The sequence below is a fragment of the Saccharothrix australiensis genome, from assembly GCF_003634935.1.
Lineage (GTDB): Bacteria > Actinomycetota > Actinomycetes > Mycobacteriales > Pseudonocardiaceae > Actinosynnema > Actinosynnema australiense.
Genome location: NZ_RBXO01000001.1, coordinates 3,021,270 through 3,042,980, shown reverse-complemented (window position 1 = coordinate 3,042,980; position 21,711 = coordinate 3,021,270). Strand labels below are relative to the sequence as shown.

18 protein-coding genes are annotated in these 21,711 nt (G+C 74.1%); 9 read left to right on the top strand and 9 right to left on the bottom strand.

Annotated elements, in window-relative coordinates; translation table 11 throughout:
• Positions 1–66 precede the first annotated feature (66 nt).
• The 3 genes from C8E97_RS14025 to C8E97_RS14015 all read right to left on the bottom strand — a co-directional run bounded on the left by C8E97_RS14025 (position 67) and on the right by C8E97_RS14015 (position 5,323).
• Positions 67–2,973, bottom strand: a complete 2,907-nt coding sequence (locus C8E97_RS14025) for an AfsR/SARP family transcriptional regulator (protein WP_121005600.1) — start codon at positions 2,971–2,973, stop codon at positions 67–69.
• A gap of 193 nt (positions 2,974–3,166) precedes the next feature.
• The gene (locus tag C8E97_RS14020; protein ID WP_121005597.1) at positions 3,167–3,997 is read right to left on the bottom strand and encodes a nucleotidyltransferase domain-containing protein; all 831 of its coding nucleotides are present in this window, start codon (positions 3,995–3,997) and stop codon (positions 3,167–3,169) included.
• Positions 3,998–4,195: 198 nt separating this feature from the next.
• Complete coding sequence (locus C8E97_RS14015) at positions 4,196–5,323, bottom strand: transcription termination factor Rho, short form (RefSeq protein ID WP_342776218.1); 1,128 nt, start codon at positions 5,321–5,323, stop codon at positions 4,196–4,198.
• 324 nt (positions 5,324–5,647) lie between these two features.
• Here C8E97_RS14015 and C8E97_RS34085 point away from each other — a divergent pair, with 324 nt between their 5' ends.
• The gene (locus C8E97_RS34085; RefSeq protein ID WP_170211838.1) at positions 5,648–6,826 is read left to right on the top strand and encodes an MFS transporter; all 1,179 of its coding nucleotides are present in this window, start codon (positions 5,648–5,650) and stop codon (positions 6,824–6,826) included.
• Between the two features lie 93 nt (positions 6,827–6,919).
• On the opposite strand, the gene C8E97_RS14000 is transcribed toward C8E97_RS34085, so the two are convergent.
• Complete coding sequence (locus C8E97_RS14000) at positions 6,920–7,648, bottom strand: class I SAM-dependent methyltransferase (protein WP_121005591.1); 729 nt, start codon at positions 7,646–7,648, stop codon at positions 6,920–6,922.
• A gap of 127 nt (positions 7,649–7,775) precedes the next feature.
• Positions 7,776–8,648, bottom strand: a complete 873-nt coding sequence (locus C8E97_RS13995) for a class I SAM-dependent methyltransferase (protein ID WP_147455107.1) — start codon at positions 8,646–8,648, stop codon at positions 7,776–7,778.
• A gap of 269 nt (positions 8,649–8,917) precedes the next feature.
• Here C8E97_RS13995 and C8E97_RS34515 point away from each other — a divergent pair, with 269 nt between their 5' ends.
• The 6 genes from C8E97_RS34515 (at position 8,918) to C8E97_RS13970 (ending at position 15,384) form a co-directional block, all read left to right on the top strand.
• On the top strand, positions 8,918–9,076 hold the full coding sequence (locus C8E97_RS34515) for a hypothetical protein (RefSeq protein ID WP_170211836.1): 159 nt from the start codon (positions 8,918–8,920) through the stop codon (positions 9,074–9,076).
• Between the two features lie 19 nt (positions 9,077–9,095).
• Positions 9,096–10,490 carry an asparagine synthase-related protein gene (locus C8E97_RS13990; RefSeq protein ID WP_170211834.1) on the top strand — a complete coding sequence of 465 codons (1,395 nt, stop codon included), beginning with the start codon at positions 9,096–9,098 and terminating at the stop codon, positions 10,488–10,490.
• On the top strand, positions 10,480–12,420 hold the full coding sequence (locus tag C8E97_RS13985) for a GNAT family N-acetyltransferase (RefSeq protein ID WP_121005582.1): 1,941 nt from the start codon (positions 10,480–10,482) through the stop codon (positions 12,418–12,420). Before C8E97_RS13990 ends, C8E97_RS13985 begins: the two co-directional genes overlap by 11 nt.
• Before the next feature lie 105 nt (positions 12,421–12,525).
• A complete protein-coding gene (locus C8E97_RS13980) occupies positions 12,526–13,692 on the top strand; it encodes a YcaO-like family protein (RefSeq protein ID WP_170211832.1) in 1,167 nt (388 codons plus the stop codon).
• Complete coding sequence (locus C8E97_RS13975; protein ID WP_121005576.1) at positions 13,679–14,443, top strand: TfuA-like protein; 765 nt, start codon at positions 13,679–13,681, stop codon at positions 14,441–14,443. The genes C8E97_RS13980 and C8E97_RS13975 overlap by 14 nt, the downstream gene beginning before the upstream one ends.
• A complete protein-coding gene (locus C8E97_RS13970) occupies positions 14,428–15,384 on the top strand; it encodes a glycosyltransferase family 2 protein (RefSeq protein ID WP_121005573.1) in 957 nt (318 codons plus the stop codon). Before C8E97_RS13975 ends, C8E97_RS13970 begins: the two co-directional genes overlap by 16 nt.
• A gap of 20 nt (positions 15,385–15,404) precedes the next feature.
• Here the strand turns inward: C8E97_RS13970 and C8E97_RS13965 are convergent, their stop codons facing one another.
• A complete protein-coding gene (locus C8E97_RS13965; RefSeq protein WP_147455106.1) occupies positions 15,405–17,258 on the bottom strand; it encodes an ABC transporter ATP-binding protein in 1,854 nt (617 codons plus the stop codon).
• 294 nt (positions 17,259–17,552) lie between these two features.
• Here C8E97_RS13965 and C8E97_RS13960 point away from each other — a divergent pair, with 294 nt between their 5' ends.
• Complete coding sequence (locus C8E97_RS13960) at positions 17,553–18,947, top strand: aminotransferase-like domain-containing protein (RefSeq protein ID WP_121005568.1); 1,395 nt, start codon at positions 17,553–17,555, stop codon at positions 18,945–18,947.
• 214 nt (positions 18,948–19,161) lie between these two features.
• Here the strand turns inward: C8E97_RS13960 and C8E97_RS34080 are convergent, their stop codons facing one another.
• The 3 genes from C8E97_RS34080 to C8E97_RS13950 all read right to left on the bottom strand — a co-directional run bounded on the left by C8E97_RS34080 (position 19,162) and on the right by C8E97_RS13950 (position 21,103).
• Entirely contained in the window at positions 19,162–19,662 is a 501-nt protein-coding gene (locus tag C8E97_RS34080; RefSeq protein ID WP_147455105.1) for a hypothetical protein, read from the bottom strand.
• A 189-nt stretch (positions 19,663–19,851) separates the two neighbouring features.
• On the bottom strand, positions 19,852–20,346 hold the full coding sequence (locus tag C8E97_RS13955; protein WP_147455104.1) for a hypothetical protein: 495 nt from the start codon (positions 20,344–20,346) through the stop codon (positions 19,852–19,854).
• Positions 20,347–20,593: 247 nt separating this feature from the next.
• Entirely contained in the window at positions 20,594–21,103 is a 510-nt protein-coding gene (locus C8E97_RS13950) for a hypothetical protein (protein WP_147455103.1), read from the bottom strand.
• A gap of 25 nt (positions 21,104–21,128) precedes the next feature.
• Here C8E97_RS13950 and C8E97_RS35290 point away from each other — a divergent pair, with 25 nt between their 5' ends.
• Positions 21,129–21,560, top strand: a complete 432-nt coding sequence (locus C8E97_RS35290; protein ID WP_147455102.1) for a hypothetical protein — start codon at positions 21,129–21,131, stop codon at positions 21,558–21,560.
• Positions 21,561–21,711: the final 151 nt, after the last annotated feature.

The window sequence follows — 21,711 nt, the reverse complement described above, 5'->3', positions numbered from 1 at the left end:
GGCGATCTCCGGGTTACGTCGGGTTTTCAGTCGATCAGCCGAGCACCGCGGCGAACCGGTCGAGGATCAGCCGACCGCGTCGGGCTCGTCCGCGGTGCCGCTGTCCCCGGTTCCGTTGTCTCCGGTGCCGCTGTCCCCGGTTCCGCTGTCCCCGGCGCCGCTGTCGAGGTCGTCGAGCTGCCGCCGGACGCGCTCGGCGTCGGTGTCGCGGCCCTGTTGCCGGTACAGCTCCATCGCTTCCCGCCATTCCGCGCGGGCCCGGTCGTGCCGCCCGAGTGCGGTGTGGGAGTGGCCGAGGCGGTCGAGCGAGTTGGCGGTGTAGTGGACGTGGCCGAGGGTGCGGTAGATCGCGAGCGCCTGCTCGTAGTGGTCGAGGGCCTGCTCGTAGTGCCCGGTGTGGTGGTCGATGTAGCCCAGGCTGTCCAGGGCGGTCGCCTCGCCGTCGGCGTGGTGGTGGCGTCGGTGCAGGGCGAGCGCGGCCAGGCAGTGTTCGCGGGCGGTGTCGTAGTCGCCCACGCGGGCGGCGCACCAGCCCACGTTGTTGCGCGCGTATGCCTCCATCACGGGGTTGTCCAGGGTGCGGTGCAGCTCCAGGGACTGCCGGGCGTGGTGCAGGGCCTTGTGGTCGTCCCCCCGCTGTCCCCAGGCCCCTGCGAGGTCGTTGTGGATGTCGGCGTGTTGGCTGGTGTCGTGGTGCAGTCCCGCGAGGGTGAGTGCCCGGCGCAGGTGCTCGATGGCCTCCTCGTGCCTGCCCAGCTGGGCGTGGGCGCGGCCCAGGCGTCGATGGGCGTGGATGCGGGCGGCGGGGTCCGGCAGGTGGGCGGCCGCGTCCAGGGCGGCCTGCCACACGGCCAGCTCGTCGTGGCGGTGTCCCCGCCGCCAGTGGAAGAGGGCCAGGTTCCGGGCGAGGTGCCAGACGGTGTGGTAGTGGTGGTGCGCGGCGGCGGTGTGCTGCGCGGCGAGCAGGTGGGCGTGTTCAGCGCTCATCCACGCCATCGCGGCGAGGTCGTCGGGCAGCGGGTGCGGCCGCACCCCTGGCGCGGGTGGCTCCGGGGTCGGCGACTTGGCGTGGGGGGCCATGAGGCGGCCGGCAGTGTGGGCGGTGTGGAGGTAGAAGTCGAGCACCCGTTCCAGCGCCGTCCGCCGCACCGGTTCGGGCAGGTGGTCGTGGGCGACGGTGGTGGCGTAGGCGCGGACCAGGTCGTGCATGGCGTAGCGGCCGCCGGGTGCGCGGTCGAGCAGGGAGGCGTCGGCCAGGGCGCGCAGGGTGGCGCGCGTCTCGCGCTCGGGCAGGCCGGTGAGGTTGGCGGCGGCGGGCAGGCCGGTGTCGGGTCCGGGTGCGATGCCCAGCAGCGCGAAGGCGGTGCGCTGCGGCTCGGTGAGCCGGTGCAGGGACCAGGACAGCACCGTGGGCAGGCTCGCGGCCGGGTCGGTGTCGTCGAAGGCGTCCAGGCCGTGCTCGCGCAGTTCGGCGACGGTGTCGGCCAGCGGCAGGTGGGGTTCGGCGGCGGCGCGGGCGGCGATGACGCCCAGCGCCAGCGGGAACCCGCCGCACAGCCCGACCAGGTCGGCCACCGCCGCCTCCTCGGCCGCCACGCGGGCCGCGCCCAGCCGCGCCACCAGCAACTGCCGGGACTCCGCGTCGGTGAGGACGTCCAGGTTCAGGGGATGGGCGCCGTGGCGGACCACCAGCCCCGGTAGCCGGTTGCGGCTGGTGACCAGCACCGTGCACGAGGCACTGCCCGGCAGCAGCGGCACGACCTGGTCCGCGGTGGCGGCGTTGTCCAACACGATGAGCATCCGCCGACCCGCCACCAGGCTGCGGTACCGGGCGACCCGCGCGTCCGGGTCGACGGGCACGCTCTCGGCCGCCACGCCGAGCGCGTCCAGGAAGCCGCGCACCGCCTCGTCCGCCGTCATCGGCTCCCCCGCCGGGCTGAACCCCCGCAGGTCCACGAACAACTGCCCGTCCGGGAACCGCCCCACCACCCGATGCGCCCACGCCAGCGCGAGCCAGGTCTTGCCGAGCCCACCCGCACCACCGATCGTCGAGATCAGCACCGTGGACCCCGCCGCGGGCGAGCCCTCCGGCGTCGCGGTGGGATCCGCGCCGGCCGCGTCGATGAGGATGCGATCCAGCTCGGCCAACTCGGGGACGCGGCCCGTGAACGACCCGGGCGAGGCCGGCAGTTGGAGGGGCACCGCCGGCGACCTGACACGCCGTGCCGCGGCTTCGTCCGCGGCCAGGGACGGGTCGGCGGTGAGGACACGGCGGTGGAGGTCCTGCAACGCGGCACCGGGTTCGGTGCCCAGTTCGTCCACCAACCGCTCCCGCACCTGCCGATAGTGCTCCAGGGCGTCGGCCTGGCGACCGCCGCGGTACAGGGCCAGCAGGTACTGGCCGGCGACGCGTTCGTCCAACGGGTGCTCCGCGGCCCGCGCGGACAGCTCCGCCACCAGTTCCCCGCCCTGGCCCGCGCGGAGCCTGGCGTCGACCAGGTCGTGCTGGACGGCCAGCCGCTCGTGCCGCAGGCGCTCGCGCTCCGCCTCCGCCCACTGCCCGCTCAGGCCGGTCAGCGCCTCCCCTCGCCACAGCGCCAGCGCCTCGGTCAGCAGCGCCACGTCGTCGCCGCGTGCCCGGCCGCGCAGCTCGTGGAACCGGTGCAGGTCCACGGCGGGCTCGGACCCGCCCACCACCAGGGCGTACCCGCCCGACCGCCGGACGACGTCCACCTCGCCCGAGTCCGCCAGGGCTTGGCGCAGCCGGGAGAGGTAGCTGTGCAACGTCGTCCGCGCCCGCACCGGCGCGTCCGGACCCCACACCCGCTCCACCAGCCGCTCCACCGGCACCGCACGGCCGACGTCCACCGCCAACGCCGCCAGCACGCACCGCTGCCTGGCCGGTCCCAGGTCCACCGCCCGACCGTCGACGTGCGCGGTCACCTCGCCCAGCAGACCGAACTCCACCGCCATACCCCGTCGCCTTCCCTCGCGCCGCTGTGCGCCTTGCGCAGCAGGGATAGCGCGCGGGTCGGGCCGACGCGCCGACCTCGCCGGCGGTTCACACGAACGGCTGCCCTCACGGTCCCCGTGCGGCGGCAGCCCTCGCACTCCCATCCGACGTCCCGACCCCCGGATCGCCACCTCTCAAGGCGATCCGACCGGTTCACGCCCGCTGCTCGGCGTCGGCCACCACCTCCAGGGTGAACTCGCCCGCCATCCGGATCAGCTCGCCGGGAGCCGGCGAACCCGGCACCGGCGCGTTGGCGCGCTGGGCGAGGGCGGCCCGGATGAGGGGTCGCCAGCGGTCGCCGAAGGTGTCGAGCGCGTGCTGGGCCGCGCTCTCCTTCGAGATCACCTCACCGGTGACGGCCGTGTGGTGCAGGCGCGGCGGGCCGAGGACGCGTGAGACAGCCGTCGCATGGGCCGGCACCAGCGGCTTGCCGCGCGCATTCCCGGCCAGGAGCCGCTCGGCCCAGGTCCGCCAGTGGCCGCGGAGCTGGTCGAGGTTCCAGTCGCGCAGCCGGTGCGGCTCCGGGTCGAGCGCGAGCCGGTGCGGTTCCGGCCCGCGCAGGGCGATCCCGCCCTCCCGCAGCACCTTCCACCCGACCGGGTTCACGTCGAAGCCGCGGCCCTTGGCGAAGGACCAGCCGCTGTGCGACGCCAGGGGTCGGATCCCGGTCACCGGCTCGCCCAGGTCCGCCGCCGGGACGAAGACGCCGTTCATCGTGCCGGGCAGGGTCGGGTCCGCCCTGGCGGCGGACCGCGCGGCGGCCGGCAGGTTGCCGACCACGTGCAGGACGCGCAACCGGCGCAACCGCCGGTCGTCGAGCCCGCCGTCCACCACGGCGACGAAGTCGATGTCGCTGCGGTTCGGCCGCCAAGCGCCCAGGGCGGCCGAGCCGACGACGTAGAAGCCGGTGATCTTCCCCGGCAGCAACCGGTCGGCGACGGCGAGGTAGTGGGCGGCGTTCCGTGCGGCGTCGTGGGGAAGCACCCGCGTAGTGTCGCGCCACGGCGCTCAGCGCGGCCTTCGGGTGTCCCGTGGAACGGCCGACCGTGCGGGGCGACCGGCCGCGCACCGGATCGGCCAGGCCGTCCGAGCCGTCCTCACGCGGTCGCGGGTCCCCGCGGGCAGGTTGACCGTCGCACCGGTGCGGTGGTCGGCGGTCGCCCGCTTGCCGCGGACGCGCCCTCAGCGGGGTGTGGTGGCCGTGAGGCGGGTCAGGAACTCGGCGTTGTCGCCGGTCTTGCGGAGGCCGTCGAGCAGCACGTCCACCGCGTCCTCCTTGCCCGCCAGGGCTCGGCGCAGCAGCCGGGTGGAGGCGGCCTCGGCGGGTGTGAGCAGGAGGTCTTCGCGGCGGGTGCCGGACTGGTGGACGTCCACGGCCGGGAACACCCGTCGCGCGGCGGTCTTGCGGTCCAGGCGCAGTTCGGCGTTGCCGGTACCCTTGTACTCCTCGAACAGCAGCGCGTCGCCCGCCGAGCCGGTGTCGACCAGCGCGGTGGCGATGATCGTCAGCGAACCACCGCCCTCGACGTCGCGCGCCGCGCCGAGGAACCGCTTGGGCGCGGTGAGCGAGCCGGCGTCCACACCGCCGGACAGGATTCGGCCGGACGCCGGTGCGGCGAGGTTGTAGGCGCGGCCGAGGCGGGTCGCGGAGTCCAGCAGCACCACCACGTCCCGGCCCAGTTCGACCAGGCGCTTGGCGCGTTCGACGGCCAGCTCGGCGAGCGCGGTGTGGTCGCGCGGCGGGTGGTCGAACGTGGCCGCGACGACCTCGGCCGGCACGGCGCGCGCCAGGTCGGTGACCTCTTCCGGGCGTTCACCGACCAGGACGAGCATCAGGTGGCACTCGGGGTGGTTCTTGGCCAGGCCGTGGGCGATGGACCGCAGCACGGTGGTCTTGCCCGCCTTGGGCGGCGCGACGACCAGGGCGCGCTGCCCCTTGCCGATCGGCACCAGCAGGTCGACCACCCGCGTGGTCAACTCGTGCGCCTCGGTCTCCAGCCGCAGCCGACGGCTCGGGTGGGTCGGCACGAGGTCGGTGAAGGCGGGCCGGGCGCGGGAGTGGCGCGGGTGCGCGCCGTTGACGGCTTCGACGGTGACCAGCGACGGCGGTTTGCCGTCGTGGGGCGGGGGCGCGACCCGGCCGTGGACCTCGTCGCCGCGCCGCAGCCCGTGCTCGGCCACCAGCCGCGAGGGCACGGTGACGTCGTGCGGGCCCGGCAGGTAGCCGTCGGTGCGCAGCACGGCCCGGCGGTCCCCGACGTCGAGTACGCCGGAGGCGAGCCGGGTGGTGGTGAAATCGTTGTGCTTCAAGGGTTTCTCCCTGATCGAGGGAATGGTGGACAACGCGGCCACGCCGCGGCGGCGCCCTCGGCGACAGGTCGGGAAAGGCTGCGTCGAGCCACGTCCGAGCCGGGACTTCCGAGAGGTTCGTGGGTGGGGCTGAGCCGCCTACGTCCACGAGAACGAGATGGCGACAGCATAACCGTCGGTCCGACCGACGCGCAAGCGCCGGGACACCGGTGTGCGACCCGCTCCCCCACGGGCCGACGCCGGCGGCATGGCAAGCTCATCGCGAGACGATCACCGAAGCGCTACCGCACAGCTCCTACGAGAACCGGGCAAGGACGAGCGAACGTGACGGCTGTCCAGAAGCGAACTCCGACGTGGTGGAGCCTGACCCCGCTGGTGTTCGGGGCGTTCGTGGTCGCCAGTGAGGGCACGATCCTCACTGGCGTGCTGCCGCAGCTCGGCCACGACCTGCGCGCCGAGCCGGGCGCGGTGGGCGCGGCCCTCGCGCTGTACCCACTGGTGTACGTCTTCGGCGCGCCGACGTTGGCGGTGCTCGCCGGCGGGCGGTCCCAGCGGCTCGTGTGCACGCTCGGGCTCGGCGCGTTCGCGGTCGGCAACCTCGTCTCCGCCTCCGCCGGTACGCTGCCGGCGCTCGTCGCGGGGCGGCTGATCGCGTCGCTGGGTGCGTGCGCGTACATCCCCAACGCCGCGGCCCGCGGGCTCGCGCTGGGCGCCGACCGGCGGGGCCGGGTGCTGTCGATCGTCTCCAGTGGATTCACCGCCGCGACCCTCCTGGGCGCACCGCTGGGCATCTACCTGGCCTCGGTGCTGAGCTGGCGGCTCGTGCTGGTCCTGGTCGCCGCGGGCGCCGTCGCCGTCGCCGGCGCGCAGTGGTCCAGCAGGCTCGGCGACCACCCCGTCAGCGGGACGGGCATGCGCGAGCGCCTGGCGTTCCTGACCCGCCGCCGACTGCTCGCCGTCCTGGTGCTGACCTTCGCCGTGGTGCTCGGCGAATTCGTGGTCTACGCCTACATCTCGTTGCTCGTCCGGCACAACGTCGGCGCGACCGCGGCCCAGACCGCCACCGCGATCCTGGTCTTCGGGATCGGCTCCACCAGCGGAACGCTGCTGGGCGGCTTCCTGGTCGACCGGTTCGGCTGGCGGCGCGTGCTGTGGACCAGCATGACGGTCATCGCGACCGCTTTGCTGCTGCTGCCCTTCGCCACCACGCCGCTCCTGCTCGGCCTGTGCCTGCTGGTGTGGGGCCTGTTCGGCTGGACCTTCACGCCCGCGCAGACCAACCGCCTCCTGGACACCCACCCCGACAACGGCGCCATGCTGATCACCCTCAACGCCTCCGCCGTCCAACTCGGCGTCGCCGGCGGAGGACTCCTCGGGGCCGCCGTCAACTCCACTTTCGGCGTCGCCGCGCTGGCACCCACCGGCGCGGTCGTCGTCGGGGCGGCGCTGACGACCGCCGCGGTGCTGACGGTGGTCGGGGAACAGCGGTCGCCGGTCCGATGAGGGCCACGACGACCTGCCGCCAGGGTGATCGCGGACGAGGACTGCGCCCAGCCGTGTTCCGGGTCCGTCGCGTGATCGTCCTTTTCGGACGGTTCAGGTCGTGCGCTGGGCGATGAAGACGAACTCCCGCCCGGGGCGGTCCGGTGCGTCGCGCACGTCCCGCACCCGGTAGCCGGCCGCGGTCAGGCTTGCTTCGACCTCGGCGCGTCCGCGGAAGCGGAGGGTCGAGTCCGAGGTCACGACCGCGCCGTCGGCCAGGAACCGGTAGGTGTGTCGGAAGGAGACGAACGGGAGGTCCACGGCGGTGACCTCGCGACGCTGCTCCACCGGTCCGGTCCCCGGCACGTCGAGGGTGAGCCGAGCCTCATCGGCGGCCCACTCCTCCCACGCCCGGCGCTCCGGACGCCTGGTCTCGAACACGAGGTGCCCGCCGGGGCGGAGTGCGGCGCGGATGCCCCGCAGGGCTTGCGCCCAGTCGTGGTCGGTCAGGAAGACCTGCGCCACGTTCCCGGTCATCACCGCCAGATCGACATCGCGGCTCGGCACCGCGGCGACCTCGCCGTGCACCCAGGTGATCCGGCCGGCCCGGTCCTTCGACCTCGCGACCGCCAGCGAAGCACCGGCCGGGTCGACCGCCACGACCTCGCGCCCGCTGTCGGCGAGCAGGATCGCCAAGGACCCCGTCCCGCAGCCGACGTCGAGCACGCGATCCGCGCCCAACTCGTCGGCGATGTCCAGGTAAGCCGTCAGATCACCGCGTTCCCCGTCGAAGGCGTCGTAAATGGCGGCAAGGCGCGGGTGGGCGAAGATCGCGTCGGGCACCCGACGACCATAACCGCGTCTCGACGCGTCGGCGACCGGTTTTCCGGTCCGACGCGCACGCTCGGATCGCTCGGCCACAAACCGCTCGAGGCGAATTGAACGCATTCAGCGGGACAACCGGAAAGCGTCAGACGACCAGGTAATGCTGCCCTGGCAGGAAATCACCGAGTGGCACCGCTCGGGCCCCCGCCGCCAGCACCACTTCGGCGAACGGGTCACCGGCGTGCATCGCCAGCAACAGCGAATCGGCGCCGAACCAGTGGCGGTCCACGACGTGTTGCCTCGCCGTCGGGGTGCTCTCGTTGAGCGCCCAGTTCGAGATGAACAGGTCGGCCGCCACGTCCGTCGCGTCGACCAGTCCGATCGGCACCAGGTTCACCCGTCCCGCGACCGGCCGCACCGGCGCGGTGTCGTGCAGCACGACGCGCTGCTCGCCGAGCACCGCGGACAGGTAGAGCCACTGCACGGCGCTGAACACCGGGGTGTCGAAGACGACGCAGGTCGGCTCGCCCCGGTGCAGTGCGACGAGCACGCGCATCAGCGCGCCGAACCCACCGCCCCATTCCACGACCGTGGCGGCGGCGTCGATCCGGCGCCCGGTCGCCTCCTGGTAGCGCAGCAGGTGGAACAGCTGGTGCACGGTGTTCGACGAGGTTCGGACGTCGCTGTCCGGCAACGGGACCGTCGGCGGCCCACCGACCGGCGGTTCGGCGAGCAGGCGGTCGTCGGTCAACCGCGACCGCACGTACGGCAGTTCGTGCGGCACAAGCCGTTCGTTGACGAACATCTGGAAGGCGATCGACGGGTGACGCAGGAAATCCGCCGGTGGCACGGGCAGCAGGTCGCGTGCCAACTCGTCGTTGCGCCGCGCCCAGTCCGACCGCACGAACGACGCGTCCACCAGGGGCCGCACCGCCGCCATGCGCTCGGCGAACCGCCCGGCCAACCCGGCGATCGTGCTACCACGCGCCAGGCCGTGCCGTCCGTCCGATGAGCACATGCCAATGCCCTACCCCGTGCACCGCCCGCGAAACCCCCGCCACGCGCCAACACGCCCACGGCACCGGAAACCGGTGGCCCGCAGGCGCGATCACGTCACCGGTCCGGACCACGAAAACGTGAACGCACCGGCCGGCCGCCGTCCCGGCCGACCCCACCATTCCGCGATTGGCCCGCTGATTGGCCCGTGGCAGCGCCTCGACCCGCTGATATATCTGGTCTGTCGCTATCCGACGCAAGCGACGACATTGATCACCAGGGAGGGCGTTCATGGCTAAGAAATCGACGCCGCGCGACGGCTGCGGCCACCGCAGGGGCGTTCGCGGCGGCGGCGGCTACACCGCCGTCTTCGAGACGCCGGCGGCGCAGGAGAAGGGCAAGTCCCTGTTCGTCCGGGTTCGCGCGCTGCTGACCTCGCTCAGCCGCTGACATGACCGCATCTGGCCAGGTGCCTTCCCCCACCCGGAGCCGCAGCGATGCCGGTGCGGCTCCGGGTGCGGGATCGTCGGCGCTGTACCCGACCTACTCCCCGCCGGTCTCCGGCGATTCCGTGGTCGGCCGGGCGTTCTCACTCGACCGGTTGGCGCGGTACCTGTCCACGCCGTCGATCTCGTTCGAGTTCCACCCGGTGTCACCGTGGCCGGACGTGTCCCTGCGGCGGCCGTTCGTGCCGATCGGGGACCAGCCCTGGGACGAGGACCGGCTGCGCGAGGAGTTCGACGCGGCGGTCGGCCGGTGCCTCGGCCCCGCACGGCGGCCCGCCGTGCTGTTCTCCGGTGGGCTCGACTCGACCGCCGTCCTCCACTACACCGCGCGCCGGTGCGCGGGCGCCGGCGCGACGCCGGTGGCGCTGGTGATCGACATGGTCGACGACGCGGGCGTGCGCAGCTCGACGGTGGCGCTGCGGCTGCTGGACGACCTCGGCGTGGACTGCGAGGTCTACTCGCTGGACGGCGAGGAGATGGAGGGCTGGGCGCGGCCCGGACCGCTGCCGTGGAGCCCGACCGGTCCCCGGATCGGGGGCATACCGCACATCCTCGGCCGGATCAACGCCCTCGCCGGTGAACTGGGCTGCGACGTCGTGCTCACCGGTGACGGCAGCGACGAGCTGTTCGGCGCGCCGCGGTTCCTCGGGACGAGGCTGGTCCGCCGACCGCGGGCGCTGCTGCGCTACCTGCGCGACGCCTACGACGCCGGGCGGTGGTCCGCGCTGGGCGTGGAAGCGCTGTCCGCGGTGGCCGGGCTGCTGCCCCGCGCGGTGTCCAGCCGGCTGTACTGGGCGTGCCTGTGGCCGGAGCTGTGCGAGGTGACACCGACCCCCGCGCTCGCCGAGGGCCACCGGCGGGCGGTGGAGAGCTGGTCCGCGAACTGGTTGCGGGAGCAGCTCGCCAACCACACCGCGCACCACCGCGCCTGGTACCGGGCCGACGCCTGGGACGCCTGCTTCCCGATCGACGACGACATGGGGAACTTCAGCAGCGGCGGCGTGCCCGAGCGGGCCCCGTTCCTGGACCCGGCCTTCGTCCGCTACGGCCTGGGCCTGGACTGCGGCGGCCGGTACCACGCGGGGCTGGGGACCGAGTACCACCGCCGCAAGGGCCCGGTGGTCTCGCTGTACCCGCCGTCCGCGCGTGCCGCGCTGCCCAAGGTGAAGCAGCTCTACGGCAAGGCGCTGGCCCGGCACGAGGACGCCCGGCTGGGCGGCCTGGACCGCTGCGTCGAACTGGGCCTCGTCGACCCGGACCGGGTGCCCGAGGTGCGCGACGTCGCCGTGCTCGGCCGGTTGCAGGCGGTGGAGGACTGGATCAGGGGCGCCGAGGAACGGGGCGCGCATGCCACCTAGCCCGGTCGGGAGCACGGCCCTGGCGGCGCTCCTGGCGGACTTCCTGGCCGCGCGGGAGGCGCCCGGCGTCGCGCTGGGGATCGCCGGGCCCGGCAGGCGGCCGGAGGTGCTCTGCGCGGGCTCCGCTCGCGCGCCCGACCGGCCGGTGACCCGGACGACCCGGTTCCGGCTCGCGTCACTGACCAAGCAGGTCGTCATGGTCGCGGTGCTGCGCCTGGTGGAACGGGGCGAGCTGGCGCTGGGCGAACCGGTGACCCTGCGTGTGCGCCGCGGCGCCGGCCGCCGGCCCGTCACGGTCGCCGACCTGCTGTGCAACACCTCGGGGCTGGGCGACGTGCTCACGTGGCGGCAGGCGCTGGCCGACGCCGTGCCGCTCCCCGCGCGGCTGCCCGCCACGCTGACGCCCCGCCGCGAGCCGGGTGAGCGCTGGGAGTACAGCAACATCGGTTTCGCGCTGCTGGCGCGCGTGGTCGCCGACCGCGTCGGCGAGCCCTTCCAGCAGCACGTCGCGCGCACGATCACGGGGCCGCTGGAACTGCGCGCCACGACGTTCGGCGCGGCCGCGGCCGACCTGGCCACCCCCCTGGAGCGGGAGGACGGCCGCTGGCGGCCGGTGCCGCCGAGCGAACCCGACCTGCCGGACGTGCTCGGCCTGGTGTCGACGGCGGGCGACGCGGCGCGGCTGGCCGGCGCGCTGCTGGAGCCCCGGCGGCTGCTGGACCGCCCGCTGGTCCAACACCTCGACGCCGCCACGTTCGCGGTGCACGACTCGCTGCCCCGGCAGTGCCCGTTCCTCGTCCGGCTCGACATCGCCGGGCACGAGGTGTTCTGGCACGACGGTTTCGACGGCGGCTTCTCGGCCGCCATGTTCCTGGTGCCGGCCGCCGGGCTGGCGTTCGTGTTGCTGGCCAACGGTCCCACGTGGCGGCTCGGGGAAGACCTCGGTCCCCGCGTGCTGACCGCCCTGCTCGAAGACGCCCCGCTCGAAGACGCACGGCCCACCGCAGCACGGCCTGCTGAAGCACGGCCCACTGGAGAACGGTTCGTTGGAGCACAGCCCGATGGAGCACGGCCCGGCGCGGCACGGCGGCACGGGCCCCGGCCCTCGGACCCGCGGCGGCTGTGCGGGCACTACCGCCACCCAGCGGGCCACCCGCTGGAGCCCAGGCCACCGGACGCCGTGGTGTCGCTCGCCGACGACTCGTTGTGGCTGAGCACACCGCTGACCGGGCAACGGGTCCGGCTGCTGCCGGACGGACCCTTGGTCTACGCGCTGGAGGGAACCGGCGCGCGGGTCCGCCGCACGGCGTTCGTCACGGACGAGGCCGGTCGGGTGACCGGCCTGGGCATCGACGGCATGGTGCTGTTGCCGCGCAGGCGGCTGCCGACCGCACTGCCGTGGCACGCGCACCGCGCGTTGCGCGGGATCGCCCGCGCGCTCCTGGAGAAAGGGGGAAGCATGACCGCCACTCGGACGATCCACCCGGCGGGCGAGGACGACCTGCCCGCGGTGCTCGAACTGTGGGACCTCAACGTGCTGCGCGCCGCCGGCGAGCGGCTGGGCGACGAGGAGCGCGCCGCGGTCACCGAGCACCTGAGGGCGGCCGTCGAGGACCCGTTGTCCACCTGCCTGATCAGCGGGACCGGTCCGGACCGCCCGCCCGACGGCTTCGTCACCGCGCACCTGCTCGGGCACTCCACCTACCCCGGCTACGTGGGTGTGGTCGAAGAGCTGTTCGTCCGGCCCGACCGGCGGCGGCGCGGCATCGGCCGGGCACTGGTGTCCGCGGCGCTGGAGCACCTCCGGGCCGGTGGCGCCGACCACTACCGCATCGAGGTCTCCCCCGACGACGCGGAGGCGGCGGCGCTGTTCAAGGAACTCGGGTGGGAGCCGAGCCTGATGATCTACTCGCGGTACGACGATGCGTGAGCCGCCCGGTGCCGCCCGCGCCGCCGCGGACGCGTGCCGGTTGGCCGTCGTGCCGGCGGCCTCCGCCGGCGGAGGCCGTCCGGGCGGTGGACGGGCGGTGCCGCCGTGAGCACCACCGCGACGCGACCGTGGCAGCCGCCTCGCGGGCCGTACGACGCCGACCCCGCCGGGACCCTCGCCCGGCTCGACCCGGTCCTGGGCCGTTGCGGCATCACCAGGGTCGCCGACGTCACCGGGCTCGACCGCATCGGCATCCCGGTGTGGTGCGCGATCCGGCCGAACTCCTGGAGCCTCGCCGTCTCGCAGGGCAAGGGAGCGACCCCGGAGCAGGCGCGGATCTCGGCGATCATGGAGGCGGTCGAGCTGTGGCACGCCGAGCGGGTCGCGCTGCCCACCCGCTGGGCCCGACCGTCCACTGTGGCCGAAGGTGCCCGCGCGCTGGACGTCGACCGGCTGCCCGACCCCGACCCCGCCGCGCACGACCGGCGGATCCCGTGGGTGCTGGGCACGGACCTCGCCGACGGCGAGCCGTGCTGGGTGCCCAGGGACGCGGTGGAGTGCGACGACCGCGTCCAGCCGGGCCTGCCGCCGGCGGCCTGCCAGGGCGGCACGAACGGGTTGGCCGCCGGGCCGGACCTGACCTGGGCCACCCACCACGCGCTGTGCGAACTGCTGGAGCGCCACGCGGTCGCCTGCTGGGAGCGCGACGAGTCCGAGGCGAGCCACCGCATCGACCTCGCGGCGGTCACCGACCCGGTCAACCGCGGGCTGCTGGACCGCTTCGCCGCGGCGGGGGTCGTCCCGGTGCTGCGGGACCTCAGCGCCGCCGTCGGGCTGCCGGTGGTCGACTGCCTGCTGGTCGAGGAGGACCAGGGCTCGCTGCACCCGCTGCCCCAGGTGCTGGGCACGGCGTGCCACCCCCGGCCGGAACAGGCGGTGACCCGCGCGCTGACCGAGGCCGCGCAGGTGCGGGCCACCGTGATCGCCGGCGCGCGGGACTCGATCCCGCGCTCCCGCTACGAGTGGTACTACGACCCGGCGCAGCGCTCCGCCGTGGCGGAGGAGCTGGCCGAGCCCGCGTCGCCGGGCTTGCCGGTCTCCCCCGTGCCCGCCGAGGCGACCAAGGCCGAGGAGGTCCGGTTCCTGCTGGCGGCGGCTCGACGCGCCGGTGGCGGCCGGGTGGCGGTGGTGGACCTCGGCAAGCCGTCCATCGGCATCCCGGTGGTCAAGGTGGTCGCGGAAGGGCTGAGGTGGGCGCATGACCTCTACTGACCGGGCCGACGGCCGCGCGCCGGTGGTCTTCCTCGGACCGACGCTGCCCCACCGGCGCGCGGCCGGGCTCCTGCCCGGAGCGGACCTGCGCGGTCCCGCGGTGATCGGGGACGTCTACCGCGCGGTGTCCGGCGGGGCACGTGTGATCCTGCTCGTGGACGGCTGCTACGAGCGGGTGCCCTCGGTGTGGCACAAGGAGATCCTCTGGGCGTTGGCGAACGGTGTCGCGGTGTTCGGCGCGGCGAGCATGGGCGCGTTGCGCGCCGCGGAGACCGCGGCGTTCGGCATGGTCGGCATCGGGACGATCTTCGCCGACTTCCGCGCCGGACGCCTGGTGGCCGATGACGAGGTGGCCGTCCTGCACCAGCCCGCGCTCGGCGGCTACCGGCCGCTCTCGGTCGCGCTGGTGGACATCAGGGCGACCGCGCGGGCCGCGGTGACCGCCGGCGTGATCCGGGAGGCCGCCGCCGGCGAGCTGCTGGCGCGCGCGGCCCGGACCTTCTACGCCGAGCGGGACTACCCGGCGCTGCTGGCCGGGATGCCGGACCCCGCCGAGCGGGAGTCGTTGCGGGCCTGGCTGCCCGGCGGGCGGGTCGAGCGCAAGAGGGACGACGCGGTGCTCGCGCTGCGGCTGCTGGCCTCCGGGCGGCGGCGGGGAACCCGTGCCGCCGCGCCGTTCCGGTTCGCCCACACCCACCAGTGGCAGCTGCTGGTCGACACCGAGGGGACGGCGCCGTGCGCCACCGGATGACCAGCGTGGTGATCACCACCCGCGACCGGCGCGAGCTGCTGGCGGAGTCGCTGGCGAGCGTGCTGGCCCAGGACTGGCCCGAGCTGGAGGTCGTGGTCGTCGACGACGCCGGCTCCGACGACACCCCGGAGTGGCTCGGTGCGCGGGCCGACGACCGGGTCCGCGTGGTCCGGCTGCCGGAGCGCGGCGGGTTCGGCGTGGCGCGCAACGCCGGGTTGGCGCTGGCGCGCGGCGAGTTCGTGCTGTTCCTGGACGACGACGACCTGCTGCTGCCGCAGGCGCTCCGACGGCTGGCCACGGCGCTGGCCGGGCAACCGGCGGCGGTCGCCGCCACCGAGGTGGAGCTGGCCTTCGACGGCGCGGAGCGCTGGCTGAACTGCGTGCGGCCACGCCGCCGGCTGCTGCGCGCGGTGTGGCCGGACGTGCTCGCCGGGCTGTGGATCACCGGCGCGGGCCGGACGCTGTTCCGCGTGGGCGCCCTGCGCCGGGTGGGCGGCTGGGACGAGGGCGTGCGGCTCGGCGAGGACGACGAGCTGTGGCTGCGGCTCGTGCCGCACGGCCGGGTCCTGGTGCTGCCGGACGACGTCCTGCTCTACCGCGACCACACCGACCGCCGCCCCTCCTCGGCGGCGCTGGCGGCCGAGCGCGACTTCCGGCGTCGGTTCGCGGCGGGCGCGGGCGGCCGGGCCCACCGGTTGCTGCGGGCCTGGGAGCACGTCACCGCGGCCGGTCAGGCGCTGGCCGGCGAGCGCGCGGGGCGGGCCGCCCTGCGTTACGCGGCGGTGCTGTGCTGCGCGCCGGAACTGCTGCTGTCCCCGCTGTCGCGCCCGGCGCTGCTCCCCGCGCTCGGCACGGCCCTCACCGCCTGGTCGCGCCCGCGGGCCGCGCGGGCCACCGCTCGCGGGTCCGGTCCGACCGGCGGGCAGGCCGACGCGTGGTGACCCGACGCCCGCCGGCGGCGTCAGCGGTACTCCTCGGCCTGGGTGCGGAAGAAGCGCGCGTAGCGGTCGCCCGCCGCCACCAGCTCGTCGTGCGTGCCCAGCTCGACCACCCGCCCCTCCTCCACCACGGCGATCAGGTCCGCCGTGCGGGTGTTGGAGAACCGGTGCGAGATCAGCACGCCGGTCCGGCCGGCCAGCTTGCGCCGCCACTCGGCGAACACCGCCGCCTCGGCGAGCGGGTCCAGCGCCGCGGTGGGCTCGTCCAGTATCCACAGGTCCGGCTCCCGGTACATCAGGCGCGCGAGGGTCAGGCGCTGCCACTGCCCGCCGGAGAGGTCGACGCCACCCTGGAACTCCTTGCCCAGCACCGTGTCCAGCCCGTCCGGCAACCGCTCGACCAGCTCGTGGGCCTGCCCGGCGCGCAGCGCGGCCAGGATCGCGTCGTCGGTGGCGGGCCGGTGGCAGCGGCCGACGGCGACGGCCTCGCGCACGGTCAGCGCGTAGCGGGGGTACTGCTGGAACACCACGCCCATCCGGGCCCGCACCTCGGCGGGGTCCAGCTCCCTGAGGTCGACGCCGTTGACCAGCACCCGGCCCCTGGTCGGGGTGTACAGGCCCAGCAGCAGCTTGACCAGCGTGCTCTTGCCCGCGCCGTTGTCGCCGACCAGGCCGAGCACCCGGCCGGCGGGCACGGTCAGGTCCACCCCGCGCAGCGCGGGTCGCCGCGAGCCGGGGTAGGTGAACCAGACGTCCTCGAACCGGACGGCCGGCGGACCGGGCGCGAGTCCGGGCGCCCGCGGGCCCACCGCGACCTTGCCGACCGCCTTGCCCGCGACCGCGACCGCGACCTTGCCCTTGCCCGCGACCGTGCCCTTGCCCTTGCCCTTGCCCGCGTCCGCCGGCCGTGCGCGGCCGACCAGGGCGAAGTAGTCCTCCATGAACATGCCGTGCTCGACGAGTTCCAGCAGGCTGTCCACGAACGTCGACAGCTCCAGGGTCAGCGCCGTCACCGCGCCGGCCAGCACGGCGATCTCGCCGGGCGTGATCCGCCCGGCCGCGCCGCGATCGGCGATCAGCACGAACCCCAGCACCAGGGGGACGGCGGCGAGCGGCACGGTCAGCAGGATGCGCAGGGCGGCGCCGCGGGCGATGCGGTCGGTGCGCCGGACCAGTTCGACGCCGACCGCGCGGTGCTCGTCGGCGAAGCGGCCGGCCAGGTCGTACGCGCGCACCTCCGCGGCCAGGTCCCGGCTGGTCAGCGCATCGCGGAAGTACTCGCCGCGGCGGGAGAGCCCGGTCGTCTCGCGCCAGTTGGAGATCAGCCGCGCGCTGGTCAGGCGGCGCGCCACCACGAGCGGCAGCACGGCGAGACAGATCAGCAGCACCAGCAGCGAGTCCGTGCCGACCACCAGCGCGAAGACGCTCGCCAGCCCGGCGAGCCCGCCCACCACCTGGATGCCGCTCTCGGCGATCTGCACGGGACGCCAGTCCAGGTCGTCCTTGGCCCTGGCCAGGCGGTCGTGCCAGGCCGACTCCTCGAACCGGGTCAGCGGCGCGGCGCCGACGGCCCGGATGAACCGCTGCTCGGCCTCCACCACGACTCGCACGCCCAGCGACTCGCGCAACGCCGCGCTCAACCCGTTCACCGCGAAACCCGCCGCCAGGGCCAGCGCCAGCGCCGCGGCGGGCACCACGGCCGGTGCGCCGGAGTGGCCGGTGATCGCGTCCACCAGGTCGCGGGTGAACCACAGCGTGAGCGCGGGCAACGCGGAGCCGACGGCCGTGAGGAGACCGGACGACAACACCCGGCCGGGAGCGGCCGACCAGGTCAACCGGAACGCGTTGACGACACTCGTAAATGTTGATCCGATCATGGGACCGGCACCACCGCGATATTTTCCCCGCACAAATCACGCCCGCTAAAGACGATCTTTTCGCCCGCTTCGACTCGAAAGCAGCGTTGACATATCACCCGCCCATGCTACAGTCGCCTCCAGGTAACACACCAGGGGGTTCAGGGGAGGATCACCAGTGTGCTCAAACCGGGTGCCGCGCCCACGGGGGGCAGTGCGGCGACACGCCACTCACCCGCGTTCTCGGGAAAAATCAGCCCACTCTCCCCGGAACCGTGAAGGGATCGATTCATCCGGCTCCCCGGAGAGCTGGACATGAGCGGTTCAGGAGCCCGCCGCTGGTCCGCCCGCGCACTCGTCGCCGAATTGGGCGACTGGTCGACACCGGACTTGCCGCTGTACGGGCAACTCGCGGACCGGATCAGCCGGATCATCGACAACGGCACCATCCAGCACAGCGACTACCTGCCCCCGGCCAGGTCCCTGGCCAGCGCGCTCGCGCTGAGCAGGCACACCGTCGAGGCCACCTACGACGCGCTGCGGGCCGCCGGGCTGGTGGCCAGCCAGCAGGGCAGCGGCACCTGGTGCACGTCCGCGCGACCACCGCGCCGGACGCCGACGCGCACTTTCCCGCGACATTACCCGGCGCTTTCCGAACCGGCGCTCGACCTCCAGGTCGCGAGCCTGCCCGCGCATCCGCTCGTGGCGCGGTCCAAAACGGCAACGTGTCGTTTCATCAAGCCACACCTGGACAATCACGGATACACCCGGACAGGCATAGATCAGCTGCGCTCGCGCATCGCCGAATGGTTCGCCGAACATCACGTGCCCACCTCCCCCGACCAGATCATCGTCACTTCCGGAGCCACCCAGGGACTGCTCCTGGCGTGCGCTTCGCTACCCCCGCGCGCAATGGTCGCGGTGGAGAACCCGACCTGTCCGATGCTGCTTTCGACGCAACGCTGGCACCGTCTCCGGCTGCGGGCGCTACCCTCCACCGAACAATCGTGGGAGCAGGTCGAACAATGTTCGGCGGGTTTCGTGACACCCGCCTACCGGAATCCGTCCGGCTGGTGCCTGCCGGAAGCGCGCGCCGGGGAGCTGGCCCGCGCGGCCAAGCGGGCGGCCACGCTCGTGGTCGAGGACCTGGCGCTGATCGACCTGCGGCTGGACGGCCCGCCGCCGGCCACCGTCGCCGCGCGGGCGCCGGAGGGCAACGTGCTGTCGATCGGCTCGATGAGCAAGCTGTGCTGGGCGGGCATGCGGCTCGGCTGGGTCCGCGCGCCGCACTCGCTGGTCGAGGCGCTCGCGGAGCTGAAGGGCATGCTCGACCTGGGCACCTCCGTGGACGTCCAGCTCCAGGCCGCCTGGCTGCTGGAGCGGCGCGACGTGATCGCCGCCGACCGGGTGCGCACCCTGCGCGAGCGGCGGGACGTGCTGGTCGAGGAGCTGCGCCGGGAGCTGCCCGACTGGACGTTCGACGTGCCGGACGGCGGCGTGTCGCTGTGGGCGGGGCTGCCGGAGCCGGTGGCCGACGAGGTCGTGGCGGCCGGGCGGCGGCGCGGGCTCGCCGTGCTGAGCGGCAAGGCGTTCGACGTGGAGGGGCGGGACAACCGGCACCTCCGCCTGCCGTTCGTGCAACCCCCGGAAGTCCTCCGCGCGGCCGTCCGCAAGCTGGCGAAGATCGTCGACGCGCGCCCGGCCACGTGACACCGCCGCCCTTCCGGCGGGAGGGGCACCGGGATGACCGACGACTCCGACCCGCACGGTCCGACGACGTTCGTCGCACAAGCCGGTGGACACCGTCGTCCGGACGGCGGCGGACGAAGCGCGGACGGCCGCGATCGGGGCCGGGTCGACCGGTCGGCGGGCTCGACGCCGTGCGGACCCCGGTCACGTCGGGCGCGACCGGGGTCCGTCCGCGTCAGCGGGGCAGGACGCAGGCGTCGGACTGGGCCACCACGTCGGTGAACTGCTGCCAGCCGCCGTTGCCGATAGGACGCCGTCGCGGCCGGTGCAGTAGAAGTCGCCGCGTGCGTCGACGGTCATCCTGGGGCGGGTCGCCGGGTTGTCCCAGCCCCACCAACCCGGTCGCGGTGACCTTCCGGGAGTCGTCGGACCACCGGTTGCCGGTCCACTGGTAGCGCAGGACATCACCGTTGGCGCGGATGGCGAACAGCCGCCCGTCGGGTCCGGCCAGCAGGCGCGCGAAGCCCGCCCGGCCGCCCTGCCCGATGACGGACTGGCCGGGGGCCGCCGGTGACGGCGTCCACCGTGAACATCGCTGCGCGGGCCTTGTCGTGCACCCACGTGTCGTAGGTGCGCCCGTAGCCGACCACCCGCAGCGCCGCGCCGGGGGTCGGCGCGCCCTGCCCAGCGCGACCGGCGCGCGGTCGGTGACCGGCGTGGCAAGCTTGGCCAGCACGAGGTCCCGGTCCTGGCGCGGGGCCTAGGAGGTGCCCGCGTCCTCACCGCACCGGGTCCGGCGGCCCGGTGACACCGGACCCACAACGGTGGGGCGGTCCCGCTGCTTGCGCGCCGACGGGAGGGCCAGGGGTCCCGATCGGTGTGCGGCGACGACGACCGGAACCCCTGGCACAGCGTGCCGGTCGGGTCAGCTGGCCGGCGACATGATCCCGGTGATCCGCAGCGGTCCGGCGACCGGCGCGGGCCAGGCCGCCTTCATCTCGCTCTCGGGCGCGGTGGGCACGCTGAAGGCCATGCCGCCGATGGGCAGGCTGCCGCCGCGCTTCGGGGCCGCGACGTAGACGACGGCCTCGCGGAAGTCGTTCACCGGCACCTGCTCGAACGGCGGCACCGCGGACTTGTCGCTGAACCGCACGTCCAGCGGCCGCCCGGACGTGTCGTAGAACCGGATGTAGTCGAGCGCACCGCTGAGCAGGCAGCTGACGCCTTCGTTGCCCCGGAACCCGATGACGAACAGCCGGTCGGCGGCGGACGGTGAGGGCCGCTCCCCGATCCGGACGGTCAGCTCACCGGGGGCGCAGGTGCGCGTCGGCCGTTCGTCGGCGCCGGCCGGACCGGCGGCAGCCAGCACCGCCGCGCCGGCCAACGCCACTGCCGCGAGTGCCCGCCCGCTGCCTGACATCTTCATAATCATCTCCCGGAAAACGTTGTGTTCCTTACGATCCGGGAGACGATCACCGTCACCGAAAGGGTGCTTACAATCGCTCAGTGTGACCTATCACACGCCCTGCGTGAAGGGCAGCTTGCGGTGGTCTCGTTGCCCCAAGAGCGAAGAAGCAAGCTTTCGGTCCACAAAGGACAGCCGCTCTGACGTGGGGCCTTCCCGAGCGGTCGCCGGCGGTCCCGCGCGGGATGCGTGCACGGCCGGGTCAGACCGTCGCGGTGACCAGGCCGCGGAGCAGGTCGTCGCGCTCCGCCTCGGTCAACGTGCCGAACTGGTTCAGGTTCACGTCCGAGCCGAACGCCGCCTGCTTGGCGGTGGCCGCGCACGTGGTCGTCCGGGTAGTCGCCTCGACGGCGTCGGAGACCGGCTTGCCGGTGCGGGCGGAGCGCACCTCGACCCGCAGGACGCGGTTGGACAAGCGGGTCTCGAACAGGGAGTTCCCCGTGGTGCTGCCGATCACCCGGTACTCGCACCTCCGCACTTCCACGACGTCGAGCACGGTCACGCACGCGACCAGCTGGAGCGCGGTGTTCACGCGTGCCCGCCACTCGGCGGGCAACTCGGCGACGTCCGAGGTCAGGTCGGCGTCGGCCCCGGTGCCCGGCCCCTTCGCGGAGCGGACCGCGATCCCGATCGGGTGCGGGCCCTGGCCGGCGTAGGCCGAGGCGTCGGGGAAGCCGTGGCCGTCGCACACGGCGGCGTACCCGCTGGCCACGATCGACGGCGTCGCCGAGGTGGTCGTGGGCGTGGTGGACGTGGTGGTCGCCGGTTGCGTGACCGTGACGGTGACCGGGGCCGGCGGTGACGCCGTGCAGGCGGCCGTCGCCAGCACGCACATCGTCGCCGACCACAAAACGCTGCGGATTCGCTGCCTCACGGCCGGGACGCTACCGATCACCGGGGCGCTCGGAGATCGGTTCGACGTCGTGGCGCTCCGATGGAGCACATCACGTTGGGCCGAAAGCCGAACTCCCGCGCGGCGGGCTCCTCCCTCACCCCGCCTTCCGCGGCACGGTCGTCGACCTGTCACCATCGCGCGCGACCGCTGCACCGACGCCACCCGGAGGATCACCGAGTCGCTCGAACGGTGGACGACATCCACACCGATCCCCGGTATCCGGATCGCCCTCCGCGACGTGGACGTGATGACGGCCCGGCTCGACGGAGCGTGACCTCCCCTTGTTCCTCGGCCCGACGTCACGACCGCTCGGCACGCGTCTGGATCCCCGTTGCCCGAGAATCACGCCGGCACACCACCAAATCACCCGATGGGTTGATGTCCGGCAGGCGCCACCGTGTCTGCGCCGACCGGGGTCGTCCCGT